General features: G+C 57.0%; 16 protein-coding genes. 11 read left to right on the forward strand and 5 right to left on the reverse strand.

Going from position 1 to position 19,948, the window contains the following annotated elements; all coding sequences use genetic code 11:
- Window positions 1-804 precede the first annotated feature (804 nt).
- Together E5201_RS13690 and rnk are read left to right on the forward strand one after the other, a co-directional pair.
- The gene (locus E5201_RS13690; protein WP_140986988.1) at window positions 805-2,763 is read left to right on the forward strand and encodes a rhamnogalacturonan lyase; all 1,959 of its coding nucleotides are present in this window, start codon (window positions 805-807) and stop codon (window positions 2,761-2,763) included.
- A 356-nt stretch (window positions 2,764-3,119) separates the two neighbouring features.
- A complete protein-coding gene (rnk, locus tag E5201_RS13695; protein ID WP_140986990.1) occupies window positions 3,120-3,527 on the forward strand; it encodes a nucleoside diphosphate kinase regulator in 408 nt (135 codons plus the stop codon).
- A gap of 56 nt (window positions 3,528-3,583) precedes the next feature.
- On the opposite strand, the gene E5201_RS13700 is transcribed toward rnk, so the two are convergent.
- The 4 genes from E5201_RS13700 to E5201_RS13715 all read right to left on the reverse strand — a co-directional run bounded on the left by E5201_RS13700 (window position 3,584) and on the right by E5201_RS13715 (window position 9,352).
- Window positions 3,584-4,930 carry an oligogalacturonate lyase family protein gene (locus E5201_RS13700; protein ID WP_140986993.1) on the reverse strand — a complete coding sequence of 449 codons (1,347 nt, stop codon included), beginning with the start codon at window positions 4,928-4,930 and terminating at the stop codon, window positions 3,584-3,586.
- A 65-nt stretch (window positions 4,931-4,995) separates the two neighbouring features.
- Window positions 4,996-5,772: a DUF1961 family protein gene (locus tag E5201_RS13705; RefSeq protein WP_140986995.1), complete on the reverse strand. Its 777-nt coding sequence runs from the start codon at window positions 5,770-5,772 to the stop codon at window positions 4,996-4,998.
- A gap of 60 nt (window positions 5,773-5,832) precedes the next feature.
- Entirely contained in the window at window positions 5,833-7,158 is a 1,326-nt protein-coding gene (gene rhaI / locus E5201_RS13710) for an L-rhamnose catabolism isomerase (RefSeq protein ID WP_140986997.1), read from the reverse strand.
- A 94-nt stretch (window positions 7,159-7,252) separates the two neighbouring features.
- The gene (locus tag E5201_RS13715) at window positions 7,253-9,352 is read right to left on the reverse strand and encodes a bifunctional rhamnulose-1-phosphate aldolase/short-chain dehydrogenase (RefSeq protein ID WP_140986999.1); all 2,100 of its coding nucleotides are present in this window, start codon (window positions 9,350-9,352) and stop codon (window positions 7,253-7,255) included.
- Window positions 9,353-9,518: 166 nt separating this feature from the next.
- Between E5201_RS13715 and E5201_RS13720 the strand changes: the two genes are divergently transcribed.
- Both E5201_RS13720 and E5201_RS13725 read left to right on the forward strand, forming a co-directional pair.
- The gene (locus tag E5201_RS13720) at window positions 9,519-10,964 is read left to right on the forward strand and encodes an FGGY-family carbohydrate kinase (protein WP_181404645.1); all 1,446 of its coding nucleotides are present in this window, start codon (window positions 9,519-9,521) and stop codon (window positions 10,962-10,964) included.
- 147 nt (window positions 10,965-11,111) lie between these two features.
- Entirely contained in the window at window positions 11,112-11,960 is an 849-nt protein-coding gene (locus E5201_RS13725) for a DeoR/GlpR family DNA-binding transcription regulator (protein ID WP_140987003.1), read from the forward strand.
- A gap of 9 nt (window positions 11,961-11,969) precedes the next feature.
- Here the strand turns inward: E5201_RS13725 and E5201_RS13730 are convergent, their stop codons facing one another.
- A complete protein-coding gene (locus tag E5201_RS13730) occupies window positions 11,970-12,599 on the reverse strand; it encodes a DNA-3-methyladenine glycosylase family protein (RefSeq protein WP_140987005.1) in 630 nt (209 codons plus the stop codon).
- Between the two features lie 100 nt (window positions 12,600-12,699).
- Between E5201_RS13730 and ada the strand changes: the two genes are divergently transcribed.
- The 7 genes from ada (at window position 12,700) to E5201_RS13765 (ending at window position 19,923) form a co-directional block, all read left to right on the forward strand.
- On the forward strand, window positions 12,700-13,818 hold the full coding sequence (ada, locus tag E5201_RS13735; protein WP_246050803.1) for a bifunctional DNA-binding transcriptional regulator/O6-methylguanine-DNA methyltransferase Ada: 1,119 nt from the start codon (window positions 12,700-12,702) through the stop codon (window positions 13,816-13,818).
- Between the two features lie 128 nt (window positions 13,819-13,946).
- Window positions 13,947-14,822, forward strand: a complete 876-nt coding sequence (locus E5201_RS13740; RefSeq protein ID WP_140987009.1) for an STAS domain-containing protein — start codon at window positions 13,947-13,949, stop codon at window positions 14,820-14,822.
- A gap of 10 nt (window positions 14,823-14,832) precedes the next feature.
- Window positions 14,833-15,228, forward strand: a complete 396-nt coding sequence (locus E5201_RS13745) for an STAS domain-containing protein (protein WP_140987011.1) — start codon at window positions 14,833-14,835, stop codon at window positions 15,226-15,228.
- Window positions 15,215-15,613 carry an anti-sigma regulatory factor gene (locus E5201_RS13750; RefSeq protein WP_140987013.1) on the forward strand — a complete coding sequence of 133 codons (399 nt, stop codon included), beginning with the start codon at window positions 15,215-15,217 and terminating at the stop codon, window positions 15,611-15,613. Before E5201_RS13745 ends, E5201_RS13750 begins: the two co-directional genes overlap by 14 nt.
- Complete coding sequence (locus E5201_RS13755; protein WP_140987016.1) at window positions 15,604-16,605, forward strand: ATP-binding SpoIIE family protein phosphatase; 1,002 nt, start codon at window positions 15,604-15,606, stop codon at window positions 16,603-16,605. Before E5201_RS13750 ends, E5201_RS13755 begins: the two co-directional genes overlap by 10 nt.
- Entirely contained in the window at window positions 16,602-18,404 is a 1,803-nt protein-coding gene (locus E5201_RS13760; protein ID WP_140987018.1) for an ATP-binding response regulator, read from the forward strand. Before E5201_RS13755 ends, E5201_RS13760 begins: the two co-directional genes overlap by 4 nt.
- Window positions 18,397-19,923, forward strand: a complete 1,527-nt coding sequence (locus E5201_RS13765; RefSeq protein WP_140987021.1) for a response regulator — start codon at window positions 18,397-18,399, stop codon at window positions 19,921-19,923. Before E5201_RS13760 ends, E5201_RS13765 begins: the two co-directional genes overlap by 8 nt.
- The last annotated feature ends 25 nt before the right edge of the window (window positions 19,924-19,948 follow it).

A 19,948-nucleotide genomic window follows, 5' to 3' on the forward strand; every position in this document is an offset into this window, starting at 1 on the left:
AAAGATTACTCAGAGAGCAGGCGCAGAAACTGCCACCTGTATGATCCTGAAAAGATCGAAGTATCTGCCTGAAAGCCGCCGCAGTCCGCATAACGATGTGATTACATCGCGCGAATTACATCAACTTCTCGAGCGGATAAAACGTCTTCCTGGTACACTCCCCTGCCCGGACCCTTTGTTTTTTAGCGAGTCTCACGGCACATAATCTTTTGGATGGATCAGCATTCATTGATTGAATATGATAAGTCAAGCCACATTTTGATCACATTCGCCATATTGTACGATATATTCGCCACTTTCAGGCAGACGCGTAACCTAAAAAGCACAATTCCAAACAGGATCATCCCTGTACGTCCATATAGGCATCACACAAGCCATTGCTGATACGGCTTTTAAGAATCGAGCCAATGCATTGATTATAAATAATTTTTTATCATGCTATTTGCAATTTAAATCGCGATCAGAAGCGCCCATCAACCACGCCTTCAGCAATGGCGATTTTTGCTCACATCCTGAGACAATACCTTAATACTCGGACATAAGATCGCCAACACAGAGCACACCTTAAGCCCAAACCTCAGCAGAATGCCTATATAAAACAATTTGATTTGAGCAGTTAAATTCAATGGTCCTAAAATATCATTACCGAAAAGCCGCAAAGACACCTGCGGTTGCTACACGCCGCATTTGATCATAATTAATCTAAAATAATCAAATTTAACCGCTTTTGGCATGACAACCCCCTCTCTGGTATGATAAATGGTTTGATACCGTCAGAAAAAAGCAAAAATACGGGGAAATATTATGCCTATCCTGAAACATAGCTCACGTTTGCGCCTTAATGGCTGGCTTGTGGGTGCCGCCGCCTGCGCTCTTGCCTCTGCAACTTCCGCACAGACGGTGCCTGCCGTTGAGTTTCTCGATCGAGGGGCTGTTGCCGTGACGGCAGACAGTGGCGTTCTGGTTAGCTGGCGGGCTCTCGCTGACGACCCCAGTGGCCTTGGGTTCAACATTTACCGCAACGGTCAGAAACTGAATGCCGCGCCGGTCAAAACCTCAAGCAACTTCCTTGACGCTCAGGGCGTCGCCGGGGCCAGCTACGAAGTCCGCGCGATTCGCAACGGTAAGGAAGACGCAGGTCATAAGGCGCTGAACATCAGCGACTACCTGAACATCCCCCTGAATAAACCGGCAGGCGGCACGACTCCGGGCGGCGAAACTTACGAATATACAGCCAATGACGCCAGTGTCGGCGATCTGGATGGCGATGGCCGTTACGAGATCATCCTGAAGTGGGACCCCACCAACGCCAAGGATAATGCTTTTGGCGGCTATACCGGCCCGACCCTGCTTGATGCCTATACGCTTGAAGGCAAGCAGTTGTGGCGCATTAATCTCGGCACCAATATCCGTTCCGGCGCGCACTACACGCAATTTATGGTCGCTGACTTTGACGGCGACGGCAAAGCGGAAATCGCCGTAAAGACGGCTGACGGTACGATTGACGGTCAGGGCAAGGTGATTGGCGACCCTAATGCCAACTGGGTGTCCCCCGCAGGTGAGATCGAGCAGAACGACCGCACGGGTTCGCGCCGTACCGATGATGGCAAGCTGATGGCCCAGCTTGAGGGGCGCATCGTTACCGGCCCTGAATATTTAAGCGTCTTCGATGGCCTGACCGGCGCCGTTATTGATACGGTTGACTATATACCCCAGCGTCACCCGGATACCCACAGCCCGACGGTTGACCAGATGAAAGAGCTCTGGGGCGATGGTTATGCCAACCGTTCCGACCGTTATCTGGCGGGTGTCGCGCGCCTCGATGGCGAACACCCGAGCTTTGTTTTTGCGCGCGGCTATTATGCCCGTTCGGTGATAGCCGCTTTTGATCTGAAAGACGGCAAGATCGTTCATCGCTGGACGTTTGATTCGCGCGCCGCCCCTGCGGGCTATGCCGGTCAGGGCAATCACCAGTTAAGCGTCGCCGATGTCGATAATGACGGGCGCGATGAGATTATCTACGGTTCGATGGCGATTGATGACAACGGCCAGCCCTTGTGGACGGCGCGTCTGGGTCATGGCGACGCCATGCACGTTGGTGATCTCGATCCGACCCGTCCAGGCCTTGAGCGTTTCGGCGTGCATGAGAGTATGCGCGACAGCGGCAACCGTGGCGCGGTCATGCTGGATGCGGGTACCGGTGAAATCCTGTGGTCCACAGCCGCAGATAAGGATACCGGTCGTGGCGTCGCCGCCGATATCGATCCGCGCTATGTCGGTGCCGAGGCCTGGGCGTCCAATTCCGGCAAGCTTTATAATGCCCGTGGCCGCGTCATTTCTGACAGCCGCCCACGCCAGATGAACTTTGCCATTTGGTGGGACGGTGACCTGCTGCGCGAAATCCTTGACGGCAACAAGATTTACAAGTGGGACTGGCAGGCAGGCGAAAGCCGCGTCATTCTGGATGCCAAGGGCGCGTCCTCCAACAATGGCAGCAAGGCCAATCCGACCCTTCAGGCTGACCTGTTCGGTGACTGGCGCGAAGAGGTGATCCTGCGCGCCGACGACAGCAGTGCGCTGCGCGTCTATTCGACCAACATCCCAACCCAATATCGCATTACGACGCTGATGCACGATCCTCAGTATCGCTCTGCGGTCGCCTGGCAGAACACGGCCTATAACCAACCGCCGCATCCGTCTTTCTATTTAGGTGAAGGCATGTCGCCTCCACCTGAACCGCGGGTCAGAATCGTCAAACCCTGACGCCTGATCCGGCTTCCTCCCGAAAACTGATTACCCCTGCGCCGTTTTGGTCGCAGGGGCTTTTTTTTATTCCGTTACAATTCCCCCTTACAATCCCCAGACGAAAACCTTGACAAGTGGCGCATCGGGACTAACCTATAGATCATGAGCATCCGAGCCACATTACAGATCATTCTGGCCCTGAAGGGGTTTCCCGTCAAAGGAACCTAACCCGAAGTCAGGTACGCGCCCCTGCACTTCGGTGACCGGCTTTAAAAAGCCCTTGCTCATCACCTGAACGGCGCACCCACCCTTCATTTTTTCATACGTTAGCGCCGCATCTGTCCGGCGTTCGCCTGTTCCTCACGTGAATCCCCATGACCACCAGAACCAAATCCGCAAAACTGCCACGCATCATTATCGGTGACGAAGATTTCAAGGCGCTGCGCCTGCTGGCTGACAATGTCGGCGGGCATCTGGCGGACGCGGCCGAACAACTGGTCAACGAACTGGAGCGCGCCAAACAGGTGGCACAGGCCAAGGTACCAGCCGGCACGGTTTCCATGGGCGATTACGTGTTCTTTGAGAATGCCGATAACACCAAGCGCCGCATTCAGCTGGTCTTCCCTGATCAGGCCGATATTGCCGAAGGGCGTATTTCGGTACTGACGCCCGTTGGTGCCGCCCTGATCGGCCTGTCGGAAACCCAGTCGATCAGCTTCACGACGCCCAAGGGTGACACCCAGACCGTCACCGTTATCAGGGTCGAAAAGCCTGAAGCCTGAAATACGGTGCCTGAAAAACAAAAACGCCCGATGAACTGACCATCGGGCGTTTTCTTTTAGGCTTTGGTGACTTCAACGGCATAGACGTGGATCGGGCCGTGCATGTTCGACCGGAACACCAGCCACTTGCCGTCCGGTGTAAACTGAACGTTCGGCTCAACGCGGTAATCATGCGCCTTCATATTGACCAGCTTTTGCGCCCTCAGGACACCCGGACGCACCAGTTCGGCGGCGTTAGGGGCAGATACCCCAAGGTCCTCGATGATTTCCGGCTGATAAAGGTAAAGCCACTTACCATCCTTGGCGCGCGCGACCATATCTTCGTCGCCCCCGTCACCGGCAAAGATAGAACCATCGCGTGAAATCTGGAAGTGTACCGACCATTCATCGCGCTCCATGTGATACCAGATGCGCTTGTGCGTCTTAAGGTCATAGGAGGCGAGCCAGAAATCTTCGCCACGTGGCGTTTGCAGATCATAGAGTATTTGCTGGCCATCGAATGAGAAGAACTCATGCCCGGCGATCTCCATATTCATCATGCGCTTGTGGACATTTTCCTTACCCGTGCCGTCGGTGCGGATCGTCCACACGCGATCAACCCCGTGCCAGGGGCCTTCATGGCAATACATGATGCGGTGCGGGTCAACCGGACAGAACTGAACGTGATTGAGCCAGTCGGTTGAGGCCGTGACCACCTTGCGTTCACCGGTCTCGATATTGAGCGTGAAGATTTCCATCGGAATCTGCGCCGCCAGACGCTCGGCCAGACGCACCTCCTTGGCCGCCTGAAAGCTTAGGGGCTTGCCGTCAGGGCCTATGGCATTATAGCCGCCATCGGTATTGGCAATCTTTGGCCCCGGCTGAAGCTGATATTCACGTTCGGCCCATTGCCCGACCAGAAGCGTATCGTCGGCATTGATTGAGGTAATGTACCCCTTAACGTTTTTGGCAATGGTGCGGATCTTGCCCGTATCCATATTGATGGCGACATATTCCATGCCGCCAGCGCCCTTGTCATCGGCGGTACGGGCAACGGAGCCGGTTTTACGCGCATAACAGATGTTCTTGGTGCGCGAGACCATGATCGAGGTGTAGCCCTGCGGGGCCAGCGGGCTGATGCGGCGGGTTGCCCATTCAATCTTTTTTATGCCGGTCGGGGTATCGAACACCATCCATTTGCCATCGGCGGTGAAGGCACTGTCGTGGAAATAAAGCGAACGGGAATTATCTTCTTCCGACAGGCGGATAATGCGGTGTCCCGTATCGGCGTCGACCCATTCACGGGGGATAGGGCCTGAGGCGGTTGAACCTGCTGCCGTCTGGCTCGTTGTCTGGGCCATCGCGCCCGCCGGTACAGCCAAAGCCGCCGCCGTAGCCCCCAGCAAAAATTCACGTTTATTCATTGTGCGCTTCCTGTGATTATGGTGCGGGCGAACCATAGCTGATCCGGCCCGACACTCAATCATCATCACGCAGATTTGCGCAAAATCCGTCGCACTTCGAGGTCACTATATTCCGCAACCAACGGGGCCATCTGGCGGAACCCGATACTGCCTTCGGTGGGCCAGCGTCGCGCCGCATCACCGACCCAGTTGACGACCGGCAGGTCATTGATCAGGAAGTTGACCTCATTGCCCAGTTTACGCAGCTTGATGCGATAGGGCGGGGTCGCGTCCTCAACATCGGGCAAAGGATCAGGCCCCTGCGCCAGAAGCTCAAAGCCCGGTGCGGAACGTAAGTTAGACAGGTGGAAGGCCCGCTCTTCGGGCCAGCGGCGGCGGAAATAGGCAATCTGAAGCGCACGCACATCGCTTTGGGTATATTGATCATAGATACCGGCCCGCGGCTTAAGCGCCGGTGACAATATATGCTCACCATTGACCCCGCCTGCGGCAAAGAACAGGATACACAAGCCCGGTTCTGCGATGGGATAAAAATTCCAGCTTATTTCGACATTGTCCGGAAAGACCTCAGCGCACCAGAATACGAAATTCGACGCCTGTCCTTCGGCGGCATCACGCAAAGCGCTCAGACGCATACGGCCATTGGGGAAATCAACCGACGCATCGCCTTCCATTTTGAAATTCGCCACATCCGCCGCACTCCTGAGCGGGTTGGCATAGACCAGTTCCCCCACCTCAGTCAGGGCAACGGCCCCCGCGGTTGCACAGGCACTCAAAGCCCCGGCCACAGGCACAGCACCGGCTAGACCGGCCCCAAGAAGATGTCGGCGGTTCACAGTCATACACATACTCTCTTTCGTCAGTTTCGTATCCGAGGCCTGAGCGTATCAGGGCCTGAAGCCTTATACGATGCCACCGCTCAAAATCGGTCGCGGCTTGCGCGTGCGGGATTTCTCGGCCCGATAGCCTGAGGCACGATAATTGGCGATAGGGTCAATGGCCCCGCCCTTGCGCAGACGGGCCATGGCCAGCGCCGGACGTACATCGGTTTCAAACGCCAGACGCAGACAATTGTGCGCCATGATGACGTCGTTGTTTTCCTGATATTCGCGCAAGGCCTTGCGATCCACGATCAGCGCCTTGACATAGGCACCGGCAATGGCGCGCGCCGAATTGAGCAGGCTTTCGATCGGATCGGTGACGTTGTGCGACTGATCCATCATATAGGCCGGATTGAACGTCGTCTTGCGTTCAAGGGCGCGACGTTCGGCATAGACCAGTTCGTTGAATACCAGAAACAGCTGGAACGGATTGATAGAACCGGAATCCAGATCGTCATCACCATATTTGGAGTCATTGAAATGGAAGCCACCCAGCTTACCAAACTGCGCCAGACGGGCGACGATCATCTCAATATTGGTGCCCTGCGCATGGTGGCCCAGATCGACCAGACATTGCGCCTTTGGCCCGAGTGTCTGGGCGCAGAGGATCGAGGTGCCCCAGTCCTGCACAACCGTCGAATAGAAGGCGGGTTCAAACATCTTGTGTTCGATCAGCAATCGCCAGCTATCGGGCACCGCATCGTATACAACCCGCAAGCTATCGAGATAGCGTTCCAGTGTGTCGGTAAATTCGACCTGACCGGGGAAATTCGACCCGTCGCCAATCCACACCGTCAGGGCTTCGGAACCCAGCACCTTGCCGATTTCGATACATTCGAGATTATGCTCGATAGCCTGCTGACGCGTAGCGGGGTTGGCGTGGCTTAAGGAGCCGAACTTATAGGACTGTTTCTGGTCAGCCTGATCCTGAAACGTATTGGAATTGATGGCGTCAAAGCCCATGCCCAGTTCTTCGGCATATTGGCGCAACGCCAGATAATCATCGCTGCGATCCCACGGAAAATGCAACGACACACGCGGCGTCAGGCCCGCCAGCTGATTGACAACCGAACAGTCCTCAATCTTCTCAAAGACATTATTAGGCTCACCAGGCAGCGGAAAACGCGCAAAGCGCGTACCGCCTGATACCATACCCCAGCTCGGCAGACCGACCTCAAGCGTCAGAAGTTTTTCGACCACATCCTCAATATCGATGCTCGAACGGGCCAGACGCGCCCCCAGAGCGGCATAGTCTTCGAGGTGGGCAGCCATAAGACGCTGGTTGTCACGATCAATGGCGTCCTGAGATACCGCAAAAAGCGTCTGATCGTGTGTCATATATCCCATGGATCACTCCCGCGCGGCACCTGTTATTTTTATCTGATAACAAACTGCGCCGGAACAGACAAATAGTCAAATTACCTAAGCGGGAAGACACCGGTTACCTTGTAAAAGAAGCCGCATGACCGGCATCGACATTGAGAATATTGCCCGTTGATTTGGCCGAAACGTCACTGACCAGAAAGGCCACCGCCTCAGCGACATCCTGCGGAAAAACCTCACGTTTCAGCAAACTGCGCTGCTGATAGAAGGCCTCAAGCTTCTCAGGCGCCAGCCCGTAGGCCCCTGCCCGCTCAGCCCGCCATTGTCCGTCCCATATGTGGGAATCGCGCAACACTGCATCGGGGTTGACGACATTGACGCGGATGCCGTGCGGCGCCCCTTCGACCGCCAGACAGCGCGCCAGATGCAGTTGCGCCGCCTTGGCGGCATTATAGGCCGCTGATCCCGCCGATGGCGACAGGGCATTCTTGGAGACAATAAACACCATCGCCCCGCCGCGGGCTTTCATGGCCTTAAAGGCTTCGCGCGCCCCCAGAAAATAGCCCTGAGTCAGACCGGTAAAATCGCTCTGCCACTGCGCCAGCGAAATATCTTCTATGGCCGCCGCCGCCGCATGACCGGCATTGTTGACGAAGATATCTACCCCGCCATAGTCAAACGCGACCTGCCCATAGGCCGCCGCCACTGCCGCCTCATCCGCCGCATCAGACAACAGCCCCCGCACCCGATCTTCGCCATGGGCCGCCACCAGCGCCTGACACACCGCCTCAAGCCGCACCGCCTCGATGTCGGTAATGACGACATTGGCCCCGTCACGCAACAAACGCTCGGCCACGGCACGGCCTATGCCCCCGGCCCCGCCGGTAATCAGGGCCACCTTGCCCGCCAGCGGTTTCGGGAGCGGCTGGCGTTTCAGCTTGGCTTCCTCAAGCGCCCAGTATTCAATGCGGAAGGCCTCGCGCTCATCTAATCCCTGATAGGTGCCGACGGCTTCGGCGCCGCGCATGACATGAATGGCATGGCTATAATATTCCGCCGCCAGCCGCGCCGCCGTTTTGTCGGCCGCAAAGCTGACCAGACCATAACCCGCCACCAGAATAATCACCGGATCGGCGTCACGCACCGGCGGGCTCTCGGGTTCAGCGTGGCGGTCATAATAGGCCCGATAGGCGGTGCGATAGGCCTCAAGCGCCGTGTGCAGACCGTCATCAGACAGATCATCCGGCGACAGGATGAGCGGCAGCCGCTTGGTGCGCAGAAAATGATCGGGACAGGCCGTGCCCATGGCCGCCAGCCGCGCCATATCCGCCGCGCAGACAAATTGCAGCACCTCAGGGCTATCGACGACGTGAGCAATCTTGGGCGCGACGTCACGGGCCATCAGTGCCCGTAGCCGTGGGTTCAGTTCAGCAAAAAACGCCTGACGCTCAGCGATATTCGCCGCTTCGGTCAGAGGCCCGCCAAAAGACGGTGTCCCCACACCCGTATTATTCAGATAGTCCGCCGCCTGAGAGATCAGCGAAAGCGTATTGTCATAGCAGTCTTTTGACGTCTCGCCCCAGCTAAACAGGCCATGCCCCTCAAGGACGATGCCACGCAAATGAGGCTTTTGCGCCACCATTGCCTCTAGCTTCAGCCCCAGATCAAAGCCCGGCCTTTGCCAACCCAGCCAGCCGACCGTATCACCATAGATGGCCTTTGTGAGCGCCTCGGACTGCGCCGTCGTGGCAATGGCTAAAACCGCATCGGGATGCACATGATCGACATGCTTAAACGGTAAAAAGGCATGGAGCGGCGTATCGATGCTGGCGGCGCGGCCATTCAGCCCAAAGGTACAATGCGGCAGGAAATCCACCATCTCATCTTCGGCCTCAAGGCCACGATACCGGGGTTTTAGCGCTACCAATTTTGACAAATAAAGACTGGCAAATCCATCAAGCCGCATCGACCCCAGATCACCGCCTGACCCCTTGACCCACAAGACCTCAACCGCTTCACCGGTCAGGGGATCGGCTTCCATAATCTTGGCCGAGGTATTGCCGCCGCCAAAGTTGGTAATCGATAAATCCGCCCCCAGCAGATTGGAACGATAGAGTAATGCCTCAGGCTCAGTCATTTCGCCTGTATGCTGCCATTGTGAGCGCAACACGGCGAACGGGGCCTTGGAGACAAAGGTGTCCGAAGATAGAGGCTTCATAATGCCTGCCTGTAGAAAACATGATTATTGTTGCCGCTCATTGTAAAATCCGGCGGTTTTTCTTATGTAGGGAAGCTAAAACGAAAATGAAAAAAACTCAATCTCGTTCGATCAAATTCAATCGATCAATTTTGAGTAAATCTGCACAAAACTAGGGAATCACCGCGTGCCTATCACACCTGCCGTACCGGCGGCCTCAGCCGACACGCCGCTTGATACCTGTGTGGTTTTTGATGTCGGCAAGACCAATACCAAGGCGAGCATCATAAACGCTGACGGCCAGATTCTTTATCGCGTTCAAACCGCGACGCCCTATCTGCATACCCGCCTCTATGCCGCTATGGATGTCGATACGCTGTTTGACTGGTTCATCGCCCAGCTGAAGATTCTGGGGACCAGCTACCCCATCGGGCGTATCATCAGCGTGGCGCATGGCGCGGCCTGTGCGCTTCTGGATGCCGACGGCAAGCTGGTGCAGCCGGTGCAGGATTATGAATCCAGCATCCCCCTGCCCTATCTCAATGCCTATCGTGACATAAGGCCGGACTTTGCCGAAACCCTGTCGCCGCTTTTGCCCAACGGGCTAAATCTGGGGGCGCAGATATTCTGGCACGCACGCCGCGACCCGAAGCTGTTCGAGAAGGTGCGCTACATCGTCCCCTATGCCCAGTACTGGACCTGGCGGCTAAGTGGCGTGCTTTGCTCCGAAGTCACCTCACTCGGCTGCCATACCGATCTGTGGAACCCCAATGCCGCCACCTTCTCAAGCCTCGCGCTCACCGAAGGCTGGGCCGAACGCTTCCCGCCTATGCGCAAGGCATGGGAAACCGCAGGCCATTTGCGTCCTGAGCTGGCCGCCATTACCGGACTTTCTGAAAAGACCTGCATCTGCGTCGGCCTGCACGATTCCAACGCCGCTCTGGCCCTGATCATTGCCCGCCACAGTGACAAGACCGGCATCGATCTGCCGGTGATCCTGACAACCGGCACCTGGTACGTGGCCATGGCCCCCGGTGCCGAGACCCCGCCGCCGCCCGAAGACCTGAATGCCGCCCGTGACTGCCTGATCAATATCGATGTGTTCGGCCATGCCGTGCCGTGCGCGCGTTTTATGGGCGGACGCGCACTTGATCTGATTACCAATGGCGCCCTCGATACAGACGTCAGCCTTGATACCGTGCGTGAAGTGATCCTCAGCGGGGCCATGGCCTTGCCGAGCTTTGTTGACGCCGGCGGCCCCTTCCCCGGACGGCGCGGCGAAATTCGCGGTTTGCAATCCGACAGCCCCGAGACGCGCATGGCACTGGGCCTGATCTATGTCGCCCTGATTTCCACCGTGTCGCTTGAGATGATCACCCCTTCGGATCGACCTTTGCTGATCGAAGGCCCGGCCGCGCATAATACGGCCTTCTGCACCCTTATGGCGGCGTTACGCTCTGGCGATGTCTTCTTTTGTGAGTCCTCAAGCGGCGTGACACGCGGCGCAGGTGCCATGGCCTTTCTGAATGACCATACCCCGCCGCCGCCTACCTATCACCGCGTTGAACCGCATCTGATCACAGAGATTTCGCAATATCGCGCAAACTGGCTGACGGCCCTGCAATCGCGATAAGTATTTCAATTTTCGGATTACCCGTAATTGCGGTTCACAAACGAAAAAAACGTGCTTATATGATTCAATCATAATCGATCACGGACGCATCATACAGGGGGTGCGGCCGATGTCTTTCAACCGTAAAAACAATAAACGAGACTTGGTATGCATCTTCAGGATCGCTGGAAGCTGATAATTGACGAACTCAACCACGACCGCGTAACATCGGTCGATGAACTGACCGAGCGTCTGGGGGTATCACCGGCAACCATACGCCGCGATCTGAACGAATTGCATGAACTGGGGCATCTGCTTCGCGTGCGCGGCGGGGCCATGCGCATCGAAGGTAAGCATTTCTCAGGTAAACCCGCTGCCGATGACCGCCGCACGCAGGGCCTTCAGGGACAATCAAGCTTCCTCGACAGCTCGATTGTCAATGCCGCCGCCAAACACGCCATTGCCCGCACCGCCCTTGATTATCTTAAACCCGGCGCGTCAATGATCATTGATGGCGGGACGACGACCTTTACCATGGCCTCGCTGATGGCCAACGAATCCTATCATGTTCTGACCACCTCTATCCCTATCCTGCAACGCCTGCTTGACCGCTCGAAGGTGCGCGTCACCCTGCCGGGCGGGGAGTTGTTCCGCGAGCAGCGGATCATCCTCAACCCTTACGAAGACGGCATGCTGCAAAACTTTTCAGCGGCGCGCATCTTCATTGGCTGTCAGGCCCTGACCAAGAACGGCCTGATGCAGTCCGATACGCTTCTGGTTCAGTCCGAACGCCGCCTGATTGAACGTGCCGATCAGGTGATTGTGCTGGCGGATTCCTCCAAGATCGACGCACCTGCCTCGCTTTCGGTCTGCCCCTTGAGCATGATCGACGTGGTCATTACGGATGACGGCATCAGTCAGGCGGCTAAGGGCTGGCTTGAAGCGGCGGGCATTACCGTGCGGATCGCCTCTGTCGAAGCTGAGGACATCAAGGCCACCGAGGCATCAAAGCGCTAAGCGCAAGCCTCAGGTCACCGCCTGAGGCAAACGCCACAGATACCATGACGCCACCGTGCGATGGGGTGACCAGACTTGCCCGATCTCGCGCAACTGCGCCGGTTTCGGGCGATCAGACAGGCCTTTGAGACGCCGATAACCTTCCTGCACGCCCATATCATCCACCGGCAATATATCCGGTCGCTCAAGCGTAAAGATCAGCAGCATCTCGACCGTCCAACGGCCGATCCCCCGTATCGTCGTCAGGCGCGCAATCAAATCGTCATCGCTTAAGGCCTGCGCTTCGCGGCGCGTCGGCACCAGCCCGCTCAAAGTGCCCTCGGCAATCAGCTTTATCGTGGCGATCTTGCGTGCCGAAAATCCACAGGCCCGTAAGGTGTCAAATTCCGTGGCAACAATATCTTCCGGCGTCGGAAACGGGCCATCGGGAGATAGCGCCTTCAGTCGCGCAATCAGCACATCACCGACACGCGTGGACAATTGCTGATAGGCAATGGCCCGCGTCAGGGCCTCAAACGGCTCGCGCGCCGCACGGATATCCAGACGACACGGGCCGACACGCTCAATCGCCTGCGCCCAGTCGGCATCCAGATTTCTGAGAAAATCCACCGCGTCAATATAGGGGTCTGAAACCGTCATAAGCGCCTCCTGATCCGGTTTATAGAACATCTGAGTTATCAGGGCGCTCCGTTTCTGATCATGGATCAGGTGAAAAACGAATTTAAAAGCAAGGATCAGGATGAGATCACCCCGCAACCGGACTATAGTGAATCTTATGAAGCCCAAACGCACGCTATCGGTGGCCCCTGACCTCGGCGATTCGCGCCTGAAGGCCGTTCTGTCAAAGGACGCGTCTGCCGACGGGTCGTTTATTTTTGCCGTTAAAACCACAGGCATATATTGCCGCCCGTCCTGTCCGGCCCGCCCGCCCAAGCCTGAGAATATCCGCTTTTTTGAAACCTCGTCTGAGGCACAGGCCGCAGGTTTCAGGGCCTGCAAACGCTGCCATCCCGATGCGGCCTCACCTGACCTCCGCATAGCCACGCTTATAACCAAGGCCTGCCGCCTGATTGAAACAGCAGAGACGCCGCCCGACCTGAACCGGCTGGCGGCTGAGGCGGGCCTGAGCGCTTCGCATTTCCACCGTCAGTTCAAGGCCGCCTGCGGCCTGACACCCAAAGCCTATGCCGACGCCCATCGCGCAAACAGAATGCGTCAGGTGCTGTCTAACCCTGACATCACAGTGACAGACGCTGTCTATGACGCCGGTTATGCGGCCAGCAGCCGCTTTTATGCGGTAACCAATGAGGTATTAGGCATGACGCCCACAACCTATAAACAAGGCGGCACGGACACGGACATCCATTTCGCTGTCGGGGAATGTTCTTTGGGGGCGATACTGATCGCCTGCAGCCCCAAAGGTATCTGCGCCATCACACTCGGCGACAGCCCTGAGCCACTTATCCATGATCTTCAGGATCGCTTCCCCAGAGCCAATCTGATCGGCGACGACGCAGGCTATGAGCAATGGATTGCGACGGTCATAGGCTTTGTCGATGCCCCGCATATCGGCCTCAACCTGCCGCTCGATATTCGCGGCACCGCTTTTCAGCAGCGGGTCTGGCAGGCGCTGCGGGATATTCCGGCAGGCACAACCGCCAGCTATAGCGACATCGCCCGCAGCCTGGGCACCCCCAAGGCAGTGCGCGCCGTGGCCCGCGCCTGCGCCGCCAATGCGCTGGCGGTGGTAATCCCTTGCCACCGCGTCGTGCGTACGGACGGCAGCTTATCCGGCTATCGCTGGGGTGTGGAACGCAAGCGGCAACTGCTGCTGACTGAGGCTAAGACCGGTCGTTGAAGCCGCCCGGGCCGTTTACGCGGCGGCGGCCCCATATCCCTATGGATTTTTTATACGCCTCAAAGGCTTGTAACATTTTCAGGTAGTGTTAAGCCTGACAGCACCGCCAGGCACCATGGGGATACACAGTGACAACGACGCAACAGAACAAGACGCTCTACAGCGCTATCGAAACCGATCAGGCGAACATCCTCACCGAATGGATCGCCGAGCAGAAAAAAATGATGAGCCAGTACGGGCAAGCCAAAGAGCAGGAACTGACCCAACAGTGCCAGACCTTCCTGCAGCATTTCCTTGCGGCAATCCGTGAAGGCAATCTCGACAACATGCAGTCGCCGGAATGGCGCGCCACCTATGCCGTGCTTGAGGATGTCGCCACAATACGCGGCGAAATGGGGCTGTCACCTTCAGAAACAGCGACCTTTGTCTTCTCGTTCAAACGTCCCCTGTTTGCCTCGCTGGCCCGTATGGCCGATGGCAATGCCGAGGCGCTGGCGGCTGCGGTCTGGGAAGCGACCACCTTGCTTGATCGCCTCGGACTTTATACGACCGAAGTCTATACGAAGATCCGTGAAGGCGTCATCGCCCGCCAGCAGGAAGACATGCTGGAACTATCCACGCCTGTGGTCACGCTGGCGCCCGGCATTCTGGCCCTGCCCCTGATCGGCACGCTTGACAGTGCGCGGACACAGGTGGTCATGGAGACCCTGCTCCAGACGATTATGGAGACCGGATCGACCATCGCCATCATTGATATTACCGGCGTGCCGACGGTTGATACGCTTGTGGCACAGCATCTGCTCAAGACGGTGACCGCAGCACGGCTGATGGGAGCGGATTGCATCATCAGCGGCATTCGCCCGCAGATCGCTCAGACCATTGTCCATCTGGGGGTCGAGCTGGGCGATATAGCCACCAAGGCCACACTGGCCGGTGCCTTCAAGCTGGCGCTTGACCGAAGCGGTCTCAGCATCGTCAAAACCAAGCCAGCATTGCAGATCTAAGGGCGCGCACATGGAACGTATTCCCATTTTGCGCATGGGGGACTATCTCCTTGTCACCATCCAGGTGGACATGCACGACCGGCTGGCGATGGCCTTACAGGATGACCTGACCGCACGCATCGCAAAAACCGGTGCTCAGGGTGTGCTGATCGATATTTCCTCCCTTGAGATTGTCGATTCTTTCATTGGTCGGATTATCTCCAATATTTCCGGCATGTCACGCATACTGGACGCCCACACGGTCATCGTTGGCATGCAACCCGCCGTCGCTATTACGCTGGTTGAGCTGGGCCTCACCCTGCCCGGCGTCCTGACCGCCCTTGATGTCGAAAAAGGCATGGCCCTGCTCAGACGCCTTGTCGACGTCCCCGAAGAAGGGGATGACGAAGACAATGCGGAATTCTGAAACCCTTCCGTTGACGAATGAATCCGATATTATTTTTGCCCGCCGTGAAGTGCGCTCACGCGGATCGGAAATCGGTCTCAGTCTGGTAGATGTCACCAAGCTGGTGACGGCCTGCAGCGAGCTGGCACGCAATACGGTGGTTTATGGCGGCGGCGGGACGGTGACCATAGAGCCGCTGTCCAACGGTGTGCGCAAAGGCTTGCGCCTGATTTTTGAAGATCAGGGGCCGGGCATTGCCGACCTCAATCTGGCGCTGACCGACGGTTACACCAGTGGCTCTGGCATGGGCCTTGGCCTGAGCGGTGCCCGACGCCTGTGCAACGAATTTGAAATTGTCTCCGTTGTAGGTCAGGGCACTAAGGTCACGGTGGCGAAATGGAAGTAAACCCTTTTCGCCAGTCTATCCTGCTGCGAATTCGCGCCCAGACCGAGGTCGGCAATGCCCGCCGTCAGGCCACAGCGCTGTCCACGCGTCTCGGCTTCTCCGAAACCGAGGCCGGTAAGGTGGCCATTGTGGCGACCGAGCTGGCGACCAATCTGGTGAAACATGCCGGCGGCGGCGAGCTTATTCTGCGCGGCCTTGATGGGCCCACCGCAGGCATTGAGCTTATGTCCCTGGACAAGGGGCCGGGTTTTGATGCCCAGATCGCCCTGCAGGACGGCTATTCGACCGTAGGCAGCGCTGGCACCGGCATGGGGGCCATAGAGCGCCTGTCCGAAAGCTTCTATACCTACAGCCTGCCCGCCCGCGGCAGTGTTCAGGTTGCCACGCTCTGGCGCACGGGCAAGGGACCAACCCCGCATGACTGCGCGGCAGTCTGTGTGCCGATCAAAGGTGAGACACACTGTGGTGACGCGTGGATGATCAGGGATACCGGCGACGGTCTTCAGATCATGGTCTGTGACGGACTGGGACACGGTATCTTTGCGGCCGAAGCCAGCAACCGGGCGCTGGCAACCTTCGCAGCACGTGAAGGTATTCCGGCCAATCAGCTGCTGCGCCAGTTGCATAGCGCCTTACAGTCTACACGCGGCGCGGCCATATCGGTGGCTGATCTGGGGCCTCAGTCGGTCGTCTATTGCGGTGTCGGTAATATTGGCGGACATATCTATACCGGTACGCGGTCACGCGGTATGGTTTCGCACAATGGAATCGTCGGGCATCAGGCACCGCGCATCTCCGATTTCACCTATCCGCTGGTGGCCAATGACCTTGTGGTGATGCATTCGGACGGGCTGGCCCCGCACTGGAAGATCGAGGACTATCCGGGACTGATTTACCGCCCCTGTTCGGTTATTGCCGGTGTGTTCTTCCGTGATTTCCGGCGCGCCAGAGATGACGCGACAATCGTGGTCGTGCGTCGGAGTGCGACATGAAAATCGTTCTGGTAAAAGTCGAAATTCGCTACGAACAGGACGTGGTGCTGGCCCGCCGCCGAACGCGCCAGATTGCCCAGTTTCTGCGCTTCGACGTTCAGGATCAGATCCGTATCGCCACGGCGGTATCTGAACTGGCGCGCAATGTATATCAATATACCTCAGGCGGCCGCGTCGAATTTTCCGTAGAATCCGCGCAATCTCGCGCAACGTCCGGTCAGCTCATTGTGACGGTATCTGATCGCGGGCGTGGCATTGCCAATCTGAAGGAAATACTGGCTGGTGATTACAGGTCTAAGACCGGCATGGGCCTTGGGATTATGGGGGCCCGCCGCCTGACTGACCATTTCGATATCGAAACCGGCAGCGAGGGCACGGTGATCTCAATCCGGTCGGCCCTGCCCCGTTCGGCACCGGAAATAAGCGGCCCGCTTGCGGCCACCCTTTCCAAAACCCTGATGCAGGAAGACCCGCAAAATCCTTTCGAAGAAATGCAAAAGCAGAATCAGGAACTGCTGGCCGCGCTTGATGAGGTGGAGCGTCAGAAAGCCCGCCTGACCGAGTTGAATGTCGAGCTTGAAGAAACCAATCAGGGCGTCATGGCCCTGTCCGGAGAACTGGAACAACGCGCCAATTTTCAGAAACGCGCCTCAGAGCTCAAGTCCGAATTTCTCTCTAATATTACCCATGAACTTCGCACACCGTTGAATTCAATCATCAGCATTTCCGGCATACTGCTTGAGCGTCTGGATGGTGACCTGACCAGTGAACAGGAAAAGCAGATAGGTTTCATTCAGAACAGTGCGCGCGGCCTCTCCGAACTGGTCAATGATGTGCTTGATCTGGCAAAGGTCGAAGCCGGCAAGGTGACTATCCGCACCTCACATTTCGAAGTCAGTGATGTGTTCCGCGTTCTGCGCGGCATGTTGCGCCCGTTACTGAAAAACGACAACTCGGTTGAGCTGGTCTTTGAGGACATGGCGGATCTGCCGATGCTGGAAACCGACGAGGACAAGGTATCGCAGATTTTGCGCAACTTCATTTCCAACAGCCTGAAATTCACCTGTCGGGGCGAGGTTCGGGTCTCTGTTGAGACCGGCCCGGACGATACGATTATCTTCAGTGTACGTGACACCGGTATAGGCATTGCCGAAGCCGATCAGGAACGCATCTTCGGCGAATTCACCCAGGTCGAAGGCTCGCATCAGTCCCAACTTCACGGCACGGGGCTCGGGCTGCCTCTTTCGCTCAAACTGGCTCAGTTGCTTGGGGGTGATATTCGTGTGGAAAGCACGGTGGGTGTCGGCTCGACCTTTTCTCTGATCCTGCCTCGCAAATACGGGGGCGCAGAAGAAATGCCGTTCCATGACACAGGTCCGACAGAAAACCGGCCTTTTAATCGCGTGCTGATTATCGATGACCGCGAATCGGATCGCTATATCCTCAAGAAATGCCTTGCCGATCAGACCGGCGTCATCCTTGAGGCGGCGACCGGTATTGAGGGCTTACAGGCCATCCGCGAACATCGGCCCGATGTGATCTTCCTCGATCTGGTTCTGCCGGACATTTCCGGTGAAGCCATTCTGCACGAGATAAGGCGCGACGCCGATCTTGCGCACCTGCCCGTCATTATCCACAGCAGCCGAACCCTGACCCCCGAAGAGCACAGCATCCTCTTGTCCAGATCATCGGCGATTATATCCAAGTCACTGCCCCGCACAGAACGCCGGATCGAAATCGACCGCCTGTTCCGGCAGCTTCACCAGAACCTCCGGCCGCAGGAGACGGTCAATGCCTGAAACCATTCTGATCATCGATGATAACGAGATCAACCGTTACACCTTCTCGCGCCTGCTGACCAAGGCGGGGTTCGATACACTCGAAGCCACCGACATGCGCGGTGGCTATGAGGCTCTGGCGGCGCAGAGTATTGATCTGATTATTCTTGATGTTCAGTTACGTGACGAAAACGGTTTCGACATCTGTCTGAGGTTAAAAAGTGACGATCACTTCAACCATATCCCTATTCTCCTGACCTCTGCGGCCTTTATCGAAGGGCGAGACCGGGCCATGGGCTTCGATTGCGGCGCCGAAGGCTATCTGACGACCCCTATCGATTCCCTTGAACTCACCGCCAGCGTCAAGGCGCTCCTGCGCATCCGTTCAGCCGAACACGCCATGCGGCAGGCCCTGCACAAGGCCGAGCAGGCCAATCTGGCCAAAACCCAGTTTCTGGCCAATATGAGCCACGAAATCCGTACGCCTATGAATGCGATTGTCGGCCTGACCGCCTTGCTGGGCCAGACCTCTCTCGATGACAAGCAGACAAAATTCGTATCGACCCTGCAACAAAGCGCCGACTCGCTGACCATGCTGGTCAATGATCTGCTGGATATCAGCAAAATCGAAGACAATAAGCTGGAGCTGGAAACATTACCGTTTCATCTCGCTGAACTTGTGACCCGTGTGGTCGATATCATGGGCGTCAGCGCCACTAAAAAAGGCGTTACGCTGGAGTGCAAAGCCCATGGTGCCGATCGCTATTTTCTGGGCGACGCGCAGCGCATTCACCAGATTCTGCTTAATCTGGTGTCCAATGCCATCAAATTCACCGAAACCGGTGGGGTTGTCGTAACTATTCATGCCGCTAAAAGCAGCGTCACCATCACGGTGGCAGATACCGGCATCGGCATTCCGCCGGACAAGATCGACACGATCTTTGACAAGTTTGTTCAGGCCGACAGCTCCACGACGCGCCGGTTTGGCGGCACGGGTCTGGGCCTGTCCATTTCCCGCAGTCTGGCGGAACTGATGCACGGCACTCTGAGCGCCGAAAGCCGGTTCGGAGAAGGCTCGGTATTTACACTTCACCTGCCCCTGATGCTCAGCACAGACGCGCAGTCACAGCCTGATGAGCCTCAGACAGCCGACATCGCCGCTGGCAAGGATATGCGCATACTGGTGGTCGAAGATAATGACGCCAACCTTCTGGTGGCGCAGTCTTATCTTGAGCAGATGGGCTTTAGCGTCATCATCGCCCATAGCGGCGCCGAAGCGCTCGAACGCATCAAGGCTGGCGGAATACAGGCCATACTGATGGACATACAGATGGAAGGTCTGGATGGCCTTGAGACGACCCGCCGCATCCGTCAGTGGGAAAAAGACACAGCGCAGACCGCTCTCCCGATTGTCGCCATGACGGCATTTGGCATGGCCGACGATCGGGAAAAATGTCTGGCGGCCGGCATGGACGACTTCCTGTCAAAGCCCATCAACATCCCGCACTTCAAAGCCGTGATGTCGCGTTATGCCCACTGAGACAGGTGGGCATAAACATCGCCTG

Source organism: Asticcacaulis tiandongensis, assembly GCF_006475605.1.
In the GTDB taxonomy this organism is placed as follows: Bacteria; Pseudomonadota; Alphaproteobacteria; order Caulobacterales; family Caulobacteraceae; genus Asticcacaulis; species Asticcacaulis tiandongensis.

Bases quoted from the DNA above. Each gene is read 5' to 3' on its own strand.
- E5201_RS13765 (WP_140987021.1), top strand. From the start codon at position 18,397: ATGCCTGAAACCATTCTGATCATCGATGATAACGAGATCAACCGTTAC.
- ada (WP_246050803.1), top strand. From the start codon at position 12,700: ATGAGATCACCCCGCAACCGGACTATAGTGAATCTTATGAAGCCCAAA.
- E5201_RS13730 (WP_140987005.1), bottom strand. From the start codon at position 12,599: ATGACGGTTTCAGACCCCTATATTGACGCGGTGGATTTTCTCAGAAAT.
- E5201_RS13700 (WP_140986993.1), bottom strand. From the start codon at position 4,930: ATGAATAAACGTGAATTTTTGCTGGGGGCTACGGCGGCGGCTTTGGCT.
- E5201_RS13750 (WP_140987013.1), top strand. From the start codon at position 15,215: ATGCGGAATTCTGAAACCCTTCCGTTGACGAATGAATCCGATATTATT.
- E5201_RS13705 (WP_140986995.1), bottom strand. From the start codon at position 5,772: ATGACTGTGAACCGCCGACATCTTCTTGGGGCCGGTCTAGCCGGTGCT.
- E5201_RS13760 (WP_140987018.1), top strand. From the start codon at position 16,602: ATGAAAATCGTTCTGGTAAAAGTCGAAATTCGCTACGAACAGGACGTG.
- E5201_RS13755 (WP_140987016.1), top strand. From the start codon at position 15,604: ATGGAAGTAAACCCTTTTCGCCAGTCTATCCTGCTGCGAATTCGCGCC.
- E5201_RS13745 (WP_140987011.1), top strand. From the start codon at position 14,833: ATGGAACGTATTCCCATTTTGCGCATGGGGGACTATCTCCTTGTCACC.
- E5201_RS13690 (WP_140986988.1), top strand. From the start codon at position 805: ATGCCTATCCTGAAACATAGCTCACGTTTGCGCCTTAATGGCTGGCTT.
- rhaI (WP_140986997.1), bottom strand. From the start codon at position 7,158: ATGGGATATATGACACACGATCAGACGCTTTTTGCGGTATCTCAGGAC.
- rnk (WP_140986990.1), top strand. From the start codon at position 3,120: ATGACCACCAGAACCAAATCCGCAAAACTGCCACGCATCATTATCGGT.
- E5201_RS13715 (WP_140986999.1), bottom strand. From the start codon at position 9,352: ATGAAGCCTCTATCTTCGGACACCTTTGTCTCCAAGGCCCCGTTCGCC.
- E5201_RS13725 (WP_140987003.1), top strand. From the start codon at position 11,112: ATGCATCTTCAGGATCGCTGGAAGCTGATAATTGACGAACTCAACCAC.